The organism is Acidaminococcus sp. BV3L6 (assembly GCF_000468835.1).
Classification (GTDB): Bacteria; Bacillota; Negativicutes; order Acidaminococcales; family Acidaminococcaceae; genus Acidaminococcus; species Acidaminococcus intestini.
The window spans coordinates 64150-72684 of sequence record NZ_AWUR01000025.1 but is presented as its reverse complement, the minus strand read 5'-3'; the positions used below and the strand labels follow the sequence as shown (position 1 = coordinate 72684).

Annotated in this window: 9 protein-coding genes; 1 reads left to right on the top strand and 8 read right to left on the bottom strand. The window is 50.4% G+C overall.

What is annotated here, in order from left to right; genetic code table 11:
* Window positions 1-42: 42 nt before the first annotated feature.
* Window positions 43-1221, bottom strand: a complete 1179-nt coding sequence (locus tag HMPREF1246_RS05360; protein WP_009014901.1) for a DUF819 family protein — start codon at window positions 1219-1221, stop codon at window positions 43-45.
* A 34-nt stretch (window positions 1222-1255) separates the two neighbouring features.
* Window positions 1256-2350, bottom strand: coding sequence for a dipeptide epimerase (locus tag HMPREF1246_RS05355; RefSeq protein WP_021736915.1), 1095 nt, complete (start codon window positions 2348-2350; stop codon window positions 1256-1258).
* A 144-nt stretch (window positions 2351-2494) separates the two neighbouring features.
* Between HMPREF1246_RS05355 and HMPREF1246_RS05350 the strand changes: the two genes are divergently transcribed.
* Window positions 2495-4090, top strand: coding sequence for a serine hydrolase (locus tag HMPREF1246_RS05350; protein ID WP_196800422.1), 1596 nt, complete (start codon window positions 2495-2497; stop codon window positions 4088-4090).
* Between the two features lie 72 nt (window positions 4091-4162).
* On the opposite strand, the gene HMPREF1246_RS05345 is transcribed toward HMPREF1246_RS05350, so the two are convergent.
* The 6 genes from HMPREF1246_RS05345 to queF are packed head-to-tail and all read right to left on the bottom strand — an operon-like array spanning window position 4163 to window position 8496.
* Window positions 4163-5410, bottom strand: a complete 1248-nt coding sequence (locus HMPREF1246_RS05345) for a hypothetical protein (protein ID WP_231368245.1) — start codon at window positions 5408-5410, stop codon at window positions 4163-4165.
* Window positions 5340-6341 (bottom strand): hypothetical protein, encoded by a 1002-nt coding sequence (locus HMPREF1246_RS05340; protein ID WP_021736890.1) that lies wholly within the window; start codon window positions 6339-6341, stop codon window positions 5340-5342. The genes HMPREF1246_RS05345 and HMPREF1246_RS05340 overlap by 71 nt, the downstream gene beginning before the upstream one ends.
* 24 nt (window positions 6342-6365) lie before the next feature.
* Window positions 6366-7034 (bottom strand): putative 7-carboxy-7-deazaguanine synthase QueE, encoded by a 669-nt coding sequence (gene queE, locus HMPREF1246_RS05335; protein WP_021736920.1) that lies wholly within the window; start codon window positions 7032-7034, stop codon window positions 6366-6368.
* Entirely contained in the window at window positions 7012-7338 is a 327-nt protein-coding gene (gene queD, locus HMPREF1246_RS05330) for a 6-carboxytetrahydropterin synthase QueD (protein ID WP_014128161.1), read from the bottom strand. Before queD ends, queE begins: the two co-directional genes overlap by 23 nt.
* Window positions 7338-8039 carry a 7-cyano-7-deazaguanine synthase QueC gene (queC, locus tag HMPREF1246_RS05325; RefSeq protein ID WP_009014908.1) on the bottom strand — a complete coding sequence of 234 codons (702 nt, stop codon included), beginning with the start codon at window positions 8037-8039 and terminating at the stop codon, window positions 7338-7340. Before queC ends, queD begins: the two co-directional genes overlap by 1 nt.
* A complete protein-coding gene (queF, locus tag HMPREF1246_RS05320; RefSeq protein ID WP_009014909.1) occupies window positions 8032-8496 on the bottom strand; it encodes a preQ(1) synthase in 465 nt (154 codons plus the stop codon). Before queF ends, queC begins: the two co-directional genes overlap by 8 nt.
* Window positions 8497-8535: the final 39 nt, after the last annotated feature.

Below are 8535 nucleotides of genomic sequence, written 5' to 3'. Positions count from 1 at the left end.
AAAAGAGAGGGCTGCCTAATAGACAGCCCCGTTTGAAATGAATTACATCATCTTAAGGATAGCGCCGCAGATCATGCCGGCAAAATTCCCAACAGCAGCCCCTAAGACGCCCATAAGGACCCCAATGCCTGCATAGGAGGCATCATAGGCAGAAGCCACAATCGGAGCAGAAGCCGCCCCGCCAATATTAGCAAGGGATGCTGTAGAGACCATGCACAGATCCCAATGAAAAAGTTTTGACAAAAAGAACATAAGGATCACATGAACGGCTAGGATAAAGAACCCATAGACCACCCACATAGGAGCTGCCAGAAGATCCGTTACAGAAGCCGTCGAAGCAAGAAGGGAAACAACTGCATACAGATAAACGCTGGAAAGTTCCTCTACAGCCGGCACCTTGCCAAGAGGCGTCATGGCGCAGACAAGGCCCAGGACCGTTACAAAAAGGGTCGTCATGGACCCTTTATCGAACATCGCAAGACCAACATCCCTAAGTGCCCCGTTGAGGGAAGCCCCTACATATTGGGAAATGGCAGAGACAATAAGGGAAAGTCCAATGAGGAAGATCCAGTCCGCACCGCCAGCCTGTTTCTTTTCCTTTGCCACTTCCGCCGCAGCGGCATCGGCTACAGCCTGAAGCTTTGACGTATCGGCCTTTACAGCATTGTTCCACTTGGAAGCATAGCGGACCATGAGCAGCAGCAAGGCAATCCAAACGGAATAGCAGACCGTATCAAGGGCGAGTGCGCAGCTGTAAGCGCCGGCGTCTACGGGAAGGGCAGCCTGCATGGCTGCCATATTGGCAGAACCGCCAACCCAAGAGGCATACAGGGCAGCTACAGCACCCCACGTGTCACTGCCAAGAGAGCCCTTGAAAATGGGGTACCCAACAATAAACCCGACAAAAAGCGTGAGGGAGCAGCCAAGAAAGATGGCCACCATGCGCCCGCCTAACTTGGCAAGTTTCCGGAAATCGCAGCGCAGGAGCATGACAAAAATCATAGCATACAGGAGATTGTTCTTCAGCGCTTTATAGGCAGCGGAAACTTCTTTGGAATGGTAGAGACCCAAGGTGCAGAAAATCATATTGAGGACATAGATCCAGACAAGGGGCGGCACGACATTGAAAATCTTCCATTTTGTGTATTTTTCAAGGGCAAGAAGAATCCCTGCCAAACACATAAGAAAAGCAATATACATAAAACCATTCGTAATGACCATTATATCCACTTCCCTTCAGGAAAACCAGGCGCCGTCACACATCAAGATAAGTCAAACCGCGGATGCCCTTGATCCCGAGGCCCGGTGCGTCAGAAACGGTAATTTCCTTTTCGTTGAAGACGGCACCGCCATCGATGGGATCTTCACTGCAAAGGACGGGTCCATCAAGATCAACGCGGGTAATGACTTTTTTGGCACAGGCTAGATGCACAGCCGCGTTGACACTCACTTTGGCCTCCAACATACAGCCAATCATGCATTCCATGCCAGAGATCTCCGCCAAGGCAGCAATCTTGAGGGCACTTGTCAAACCACCACATTTCATGAGCTTGATATTGATGAGGTCCGCTGCCCGCATTTCCACGATTTTCAGGGCATCTTCAGCGCTGAAGACGCTTTCATCGGCAAGGACCGGCACATAGGAGCGTTCCGTCACATACGTCAGTCCCTCTAGGTCATGGGCCTTGACCGGCTGCTCCACAAGTTCAATGGCTAATCCGGATTCCTGCATTTCGTTCAGGAGACGGACAGCCTCTTTTGGAGCCCAAGCCTGATTGGCATCAATGCGAATGCGGGGTGCGCTTCCTACAGCGTCACGAATGGCTTTGAGCCTGGCTACGTCAAGAGTTGGATCGACCCCTACCTTTACCTTTAAGGTATCATAACCCCGCTTGATGGCATTTACCGCATCACGGGCCATCTCTTCCGGTGGATTGACGCTGATCGTAATATCCGTGATAATCTTTTTCCGAGCTCCACCGAGCAGTTTATAGACGGGAATCTGATATTTTTGTCCGTACAGATCCCACAAGGCCATATCGACAGCCGCTTTGGCACTGCTGTTTTTGACAACAGCACCGTCCAAAGCTGTTGTCAGGTCCTCAAAATCATCGATATCACGCCCCACAAGGGCCTTACGGATGTGGTCGGTGATGGCGCCAATGATGGCTCCTGTCGTATCACCCGTAATGGCACCGGTTGGAGGCGCTTCTCCATAGCCAATTTCCCCCGTGTCCGTATGCACTTCAACGATGATATCTTCTACGGAATCAACACGACGCAGAGCCGTTTTGAAGGGAACGCGCAGCGGCACAGAAATTCTGCCCAATTTGATGGCTGTTATCTTCATAAAAATACACGCCTCCCACTTTATTTTGATAAATCAAGCATAATTCTTTCTCTTTATTCCGTCAATAAAAACACCCTGATGCCTTTTATTTTCTCCTTTTCAATCATTTTATACATATTTTTTGTATCTTTTTTTATAAAAAATATGCGTCAAAAAAGGAAAATTCCCTGTCCTTTCCTTGTCCTTGCCGTCCGCCTTCGTTATAATGAAGGAAAAGCATTTTTCCCGATAAAAAAGAAAGGTGGTGTCCGGGCCCTTTTCCAGCAAGGTGCCCGTTTTTCATTGAAGAACCCATGGTATCCAAAAAAACTCTTCGTTCTCGGCCTTTTGGGCCTTGTCAGCCTATCCTTTTCTCCCTTGGGCACGGCACAGGCCACTGCAGCATCCAAAAAAACGGTAAAGAAAGTAGCTTCCTATCAGACGGCAGGGCAAAAAGTACCGGCAGGCCTTAAAAAAGGAATGCCTTCTGCCCAATCAAAAGCGGCCCTGACCAAGGAACTTGACAGCATGATTGGAGATTCTGGAACGAAAGTCCCTGGCCTTGGCGTCATTGTCTTCAAAGATGGCCGTGAGGTCTACTCCCATTTTGCTGGACGCCGCCATATTGGGGCAAGTTCCGGGGGAAAGGATGAACCCGTAACAAGAAACACCCGCTTCCGCGTTGCCTCCGTATCAAAGACCGTGACAGGCCTCGCCGTCATGCAGCTTGTCCAGGAAGGAAAGATTCAGCTCGACGAGGATATCAGCCACTATCTAGGCTACAGCCTGCGCAATCCTAACGCGCCCACGGTTCCCATAACGGTGCGTATGCTCCTTTCCCACACGTCGAGCCTGCGTGATGGCAGGACCTATAGTCTGCCGCCATCGGTTCCCATTCGGGATTATTTCAAACCGGGCACGAGCTACTACCATCCCTCCCACTTTGCGTCAAAATGGCAGCAGCCAGGAACATATTTCACCTATGCCAACATCAACTACGGTGTCCTTGGAACCATCATCGAAAAAGTAACGGGAGAACGCTTCGACCGTTATATGAAGCGCCATATCCTTACGGACCTTGAAACAGAAGCCAGCTTCTTTCCTGCCACGCTTTCACCAGCAGCTTTCAAGGAATTAGGAACTGTCTATCGAAAAAACAGGGGAAGCAGCTGGAACGAATTTGGACCTTGGATTCCCCAAGTCGATGATTTCAGGGGCCGCCAGCCGAGCCCTGCCCTTGCACCAAGCGGCTACAGCCTTTCTAGCTACAAAGTCGGAACCAACGGGACCATCTTTGCGCCCCAAGGCGGTCTGCGTATTTCCTACGAAGAGCTCTCCCATGTCCTGCGCCTTCTCATCAACAAGGGAACCTTCAATGGCAAACGCATCCTTTCTTCCTCCCTTGTCCGTGAAATGATGACCCCTCAATGGACCTATACCGCGGCCCATAAAAATGGCGACACCTATAACGGTTCCATTGAAGGCTATGGTCTTGCCCTGTACCCCATCAAAGGGACGGGCACAAGCCGTGTTGTCAAGGACCATGTCCTTGACCTATGGGGCCATACGGGAGAAGCCTATGGCCTTCTAGCCGGCGTCTTTGTCGTACCAGGAACCCAAAACGGCTTCCTCTACATCATGAACGGCGAAGCCATAGCGGAAGATGACGACCCGCGAAGTGCCGGGGCCTACAGCGGCAACTACATCTGGGAAGAAAAAATCATGGATGCCATCTGCCGCCACCTTTATTTTGGAGAATAACAAAGAAGAGCTGTGAAAAAATGAGTACTTCATTTTTTCGCAGCTCTTCTTTAATTGTGCACCTATCTTTTCTTAAAAAGGACCTTCATCATCGTCAGAAGGGCCGCTTCCCTTCTTCCTGTCTTTCTTTTCACCGTCATCACAGGTGTCTTCGAATTCATCTTCTAAGGGAACAAGAGGCACATCGGTTTCCTCATCATAGATTTCATCGTCATCGAAATCATCGTCGGAGCCATGCCATTTCTTGTCAAAATAGGATTCATCCTTAGTGAGTAGGAACAGGCCTTCTTGGATAGCTTCCCATGATGTATAATCATTTTGTTTTTCCGCAACCTTCATGGCCTTTTCCATGGCCTCAAGGACTTCGGAGTCGGCACCGGGTTCCAAGCCAAACTCGGCACACACATCGTCAAAGTCGGCCACTTCAGCTGTAGAGTCAAGGAGGTCGGCCAGTTCCTTCGTAAAGGCATCGGGAAGTTCCGTCTCGGCATTCCAGTCAAGGACATACTCATAGCAAGCCCGTGCTTCGGGAATCCGGCCTTCAAAAGCCAAATAGCGGCCCAATTCGGCAAAAGCTTCCGTAACCCCATCTGCATAGATGGTTTTTCCTTCCCGACGGATATTGTCCAGCCAAGCTTTCCTATCGCCATGTTTCTCGTAGTAACGGTTCATGGCGGCATAAGGGAGTGTATGGAAAGGATTGAGGCGGCAGGCCCACTTGAACTTTTTCATGGCGGCTTCCTCTTTTCCTAGTTTATAAAGGATCATGCCCCACATAAAATACATGACATGAAGGGGCACAGGCATGAGGAGCAGGTTATCCTTTTCGCCGCGCAGGTCCTTGAGGCAGCGGTAAATGGGGACTTCCGTGTTAAGGGCAAGACTCCGTTCATCAAGATCTTCTTCCCCCGAATAAAATTCCCTGTGCATTTCCGTCAGTCTGCGGACCCGGCGCAAGGCCTTCTCCAGTTTACCTTTATCGACAAGGTCAGAAATGGCAAGCAGTTCATCGACGCATTCGTTGTAAAGGGTCAAGACCACATTGTCCACTTCGTCGGGGTCAAAGCTGTCTTCACTGAAAAGGCCCGGTTCCGTGCTTCCCATGATCTGGGCATGGAATCCATCCACATCATGATCATGACCACAGCCGCAGTCACAGTCCCCGTCATGGTGATGGCCGTGAAAAAGTCCTTCTGGAAGCTCTTTTCCGTCGTGATGATCATATTTATGGAAATAAATCAGCTTATCGTCACTCATGACTCTTTCCTTTCTCATCATTGTTATGAGGATAATGGTGATCGTGATTGTGGCAGCCTTCATGACTGTGATCGTGCTTTTTGATCTGAGCTGCCTTTCCTTTGTAGCTCGAGTCCTGCGTCAAGTCATAGAGGTAGGCATATACCCGTTCTGCCGTATCCTCATTATGAAGGGTAAGGGCTCTTTCAGCCACTTCGTCGAGGGCCTTTACAGCGCTTTCATGAGGTCCCTTACCAAGGCCTGCGTCCTTCACCACTTCGTCAAAAGCCGGCAGGCTATCGGGGGAAAGGGCGTTCATAGCGTCCTCCATGGCTTTGTCCCAATAAGACGGCAGGGAATCAAGGATGGGATGGGCTTTCATATAGGCTGCAATGGCAGCCGCCTTTTCCGTTTTCTTTGTCACAAGGTAGTAACGGGCCAGCTCCCCATAGGCTTCCATGAGATTGCGGCGGTAAATGGCCTGTGCATATTCGCGGCGGATATTTTGGAGCCATCCAGACAAGTCTCCCTTCCCTTCAAGGATGCGATTCATGGGATAGTAATTGGCGTAGGAAAAAGGACTCCACATCAGGCTCTGCTCAAAGCGTTTATAAGCGTCTTCCGGTTTTCCCAGGTCCATAAGGATACCGCCCCACAGATGGTAGCCAAGACCAATGGGAAGCGGTGCCGGCGTAAAGCGTTTTCCTTCACATTCCTTGGCAAAGAAAATCGGATAGACGAGGTATTCCAGCGGATGATCAAGGGCCTTAGAAATGAGCTGGTCATTTTTTTCCGGCAAGGCGCTTTCCACAACGCGGCGAATCTTCCGAAGGGCTTTGCGCAGATTGCCAGCTTTTCCAAGCATGCCAATTTCTTCAAGGACGCTAAGGAACTGCTGCTGCTGATCCATCATATATTCCTTGATAAGGTCTTCCGTGACGCCGCCTTTTTTGCGGGCCGCGGCAGCCCGTTCCTGCCAGTACTGACGGCGGGATTTGGAATTCGTTTCTGTCATGACTGGGGTCTCCTTTTCTCCTTGTTACACGCCCCGTGCTTCGGGGTCCCAGATCACCTTGTGGAGCTGAACCTGGACGCAGACGCGGGAAAGCTGATGATGTTTGACAAAGTCCACCAACGCCACAGGCTCAATCTTACCAAAAACAGGGGATACGTAAATTTGGGCCTTGATGGAATAGGTGCTAAGGATGGTTTCCATATAGCGCAGGTCCTCTACGGACCCGACGACAAACTTCAAGACGTCGTCTGCCGTCAGGAGGGAAAGATTTTCCCAGCGCATGCGGTCCTTTTCCCCGGACGAGGGACTCTTGATATCCATGGTATAAAAAAGCCTGTCCGGACGATCCAAAAAGAGCGCTGCCGCGCCGTTCGTCTCAATATTGACCTCATAACCTGCATCCCCTAAACGGCGGCAGAGGGTCTCGATGGGCTGGAGCATCGGTTCTCCGCCCGTGAGGGTCACCCGTTTCCACGGATAGGCTGTTATCTGTTGGAAGAGATTGTCTTCAGACAGCCATTCCTTTGCCTGTGACGCGTCCCAGGCGTAGGCCGTATCGCAGTAGGAGCAGCGCAGGTTGCAGCCAGCAAAGCGAACAAAGGTAGCCATATAGCCAGTTCGCTTTCCTTCTCCATCGATGGAATCAAAAATCTCCACAACCGGGAATCGCTCAGTCTTCATAAACAGCCACATTCCCTTCTGATTCCTGGACCATGACCTTGGTACAGTATGGGACCTGGTCATGGATCCACTTGGCAATGTTTTCCGCCGTCGGATTCATGGACAGGATGGCATTGAGGTTCTGATGGTCGAGCTTTTTTACCACATCCTTGATATGATGGAAGTCGACGACCATCCCATTTTCATCCAGTTCTTCCCGGCGGCAGGTCACTTCAATGATCCAGTTGTGCCCGTGAAGGCGGGTACATTTGCTTTCATAAGGAAGCCTGAGTGCATGGGCACCGCTCACTTCCATCCTTTTTGTTACCGTATACATCACTTTTCCTCCAATGCGGGATCCGGGACACCGTTAGCCGCAAAGGCGCGCGCCCGGTCGATACAGGTACCGCAGGTGCCGCAGGGACGGTCACCGCCTTCGTAGCAGCTCCACGTCAATTCATAAGGAGTCCCCAATTCAAGGCCTTTTTTTACGATGCCTGCCTTGTTGACTTCCACAAAAGGCGCCACCAAATGACACTGCTCATAGGTTCCTATGGAAATGGCCTTCCCCATGGCATCCGTAAAGGCCTCGCTGCAGTCGGCATAAGCATTGCCTGCCGCATCATCGGCGTGGGCGCCAAGGTAAATATCCACATCGTCCTTTTCAAAAAGACTCATGGCAAGGCTTGCAACGGCACTTAGCATCAGCCCATTACGGAACGGCACATAGGTCGATACCTTGCCTTCCCCATTTTGGGCAATCTGGTCCTCATAACTTTCGTGGATGATTTCTTCCGTCGAATGGGACAGGAGACTGCAGTTTGAATACTGGAAGATCTTTGATAAATCCAGTTCATAATGAGGTACATGATAAAAATCAGCCACTTTCTGGGCTGCGTCAAGTTCCTTGCGATGTTTCTGCCCATAAAAGATGGAAACAGTAGCAACGTTTTCCCGGCCCAATTCATGAACCGCCACGGATACACAGGTCGTTGAATCCACACCGCCACTTGACAGGACAAGGGCTTTCTTACTCATGGACAAAGGCCTCCATTCTGCGCTGGGCCATTTCTTTATATTCGTCCTGGTAATAGACGGCAAAAGGGAGGATACTGATACCGCCGCGAGGATTGAAATAACCGGCAACCTCCAGATACTTCGGCGAAAGAAGAGCCACTAGGTCATTTTTAATGATATTGACGCAGTCTTCATGGAAGTCTCCGTTATTGCGGAAAGAAAAGAGATAGAGTTTCAGGGATTTGCTTTCCACCAGTTTGTGATCCGGGATATAGCTGATGACAACGCGGCCGAAATCAGGCTGGCCTGTTTTCGGGCAAAGGCTTGTAAATTCCGGGCAGTTCAGCTTGACCAGATAAGGCGCTTCCTCATGCTTATTGGGGAAAGCTTCCAGGACCGAAGGATCATAGGTACTTTTATATTCCGTATGGCCGCTGCCAAGAGCGGTCACACCGGCAAGTTCTTCTTTTGTTCTCATAATGACAGACCTTTCTTCTTTTTGGTTACGAACAAATAT